The sequence below is a fragment of the Rhodobacter sp. P2_H5 genome (genome assembly GCF_056403335.1).
Genome location: NZ_JBFUFS010000127.1, coordinates 1 through 659 on the forward strand (window position 1 = coordinate 1; position 659 = coordinate 659).

A 659-nucleotide genomic window follows, 5' to 3' on the forward strand; every position below is an offset into this window, starting at 1 on the left:
TTCGGCAAGCTGATCGAGGATCAGATCGCCAATGGCGTCAAGGGCTTCGTGCCCCTGGGGTCGACCGGGGAATACTACGCGATGAACGCCGAGGAGAAAGCCTCGGTTCTGAAATTCGTCAAGGAGGTCGTTGGCAACCGAGCCCAGCTGATCGCCGGGGGCAATGCCGGCTCGACGCGCGAGGTCATTGGCAACGTCCGCGTGGCGGCCGAACTGGGCTATGACACCGTCCTCTTGGCGCCGCCCTATTACTCGCTGCCAAGTCAGGAGGAACTGACCGCGCATTACCGCAAGATCCTCGACACGGTGCCGGTCGACCTGGTGCTTTACAACTATCCGCCCCGCGTTGGCGTCGAAGTCGGCTTCGGGGTGATGGACGCCTTCCGCGACGACCCGCGCGTCATCGCGGTCAAGGAAAGCTCGGGCTCGCTGGCGCGTGCCATCGACATCAAGACGCGCTACGGCGACAGTTACCAGCTCAGCTGCGGCTCGGACGACGTGGCGCTGGACTTCCTGATCTGGGGCGCGGGCAGCTGGATCTGCGGCCCGGCCAACTGCTTCCCCAAGCAAACCGTGGCCATGGTCAAGGCCCATGCCCGCGGCGACATCGCGGGCGCGCAAGCCGTGATGCGCAAGCTTTACGTCGCCATGTCCAGCCT

Annotated in this window: 1 protein-coding gene; it reads left to right on the top strand. The window is 64.6% G+C overall.

Annotated elements, in window-relative coordinates; all coding sequences use genetic code 11:
• Window positions 1-659, top strand: a 659-nt coding sequence (locus tag AC1DVR_RS23910) for a dihydrodipicolinate synthase family protein (RefSeq protein WP_478003110.1), incomplete at both ends; no start/stop codon positions are given.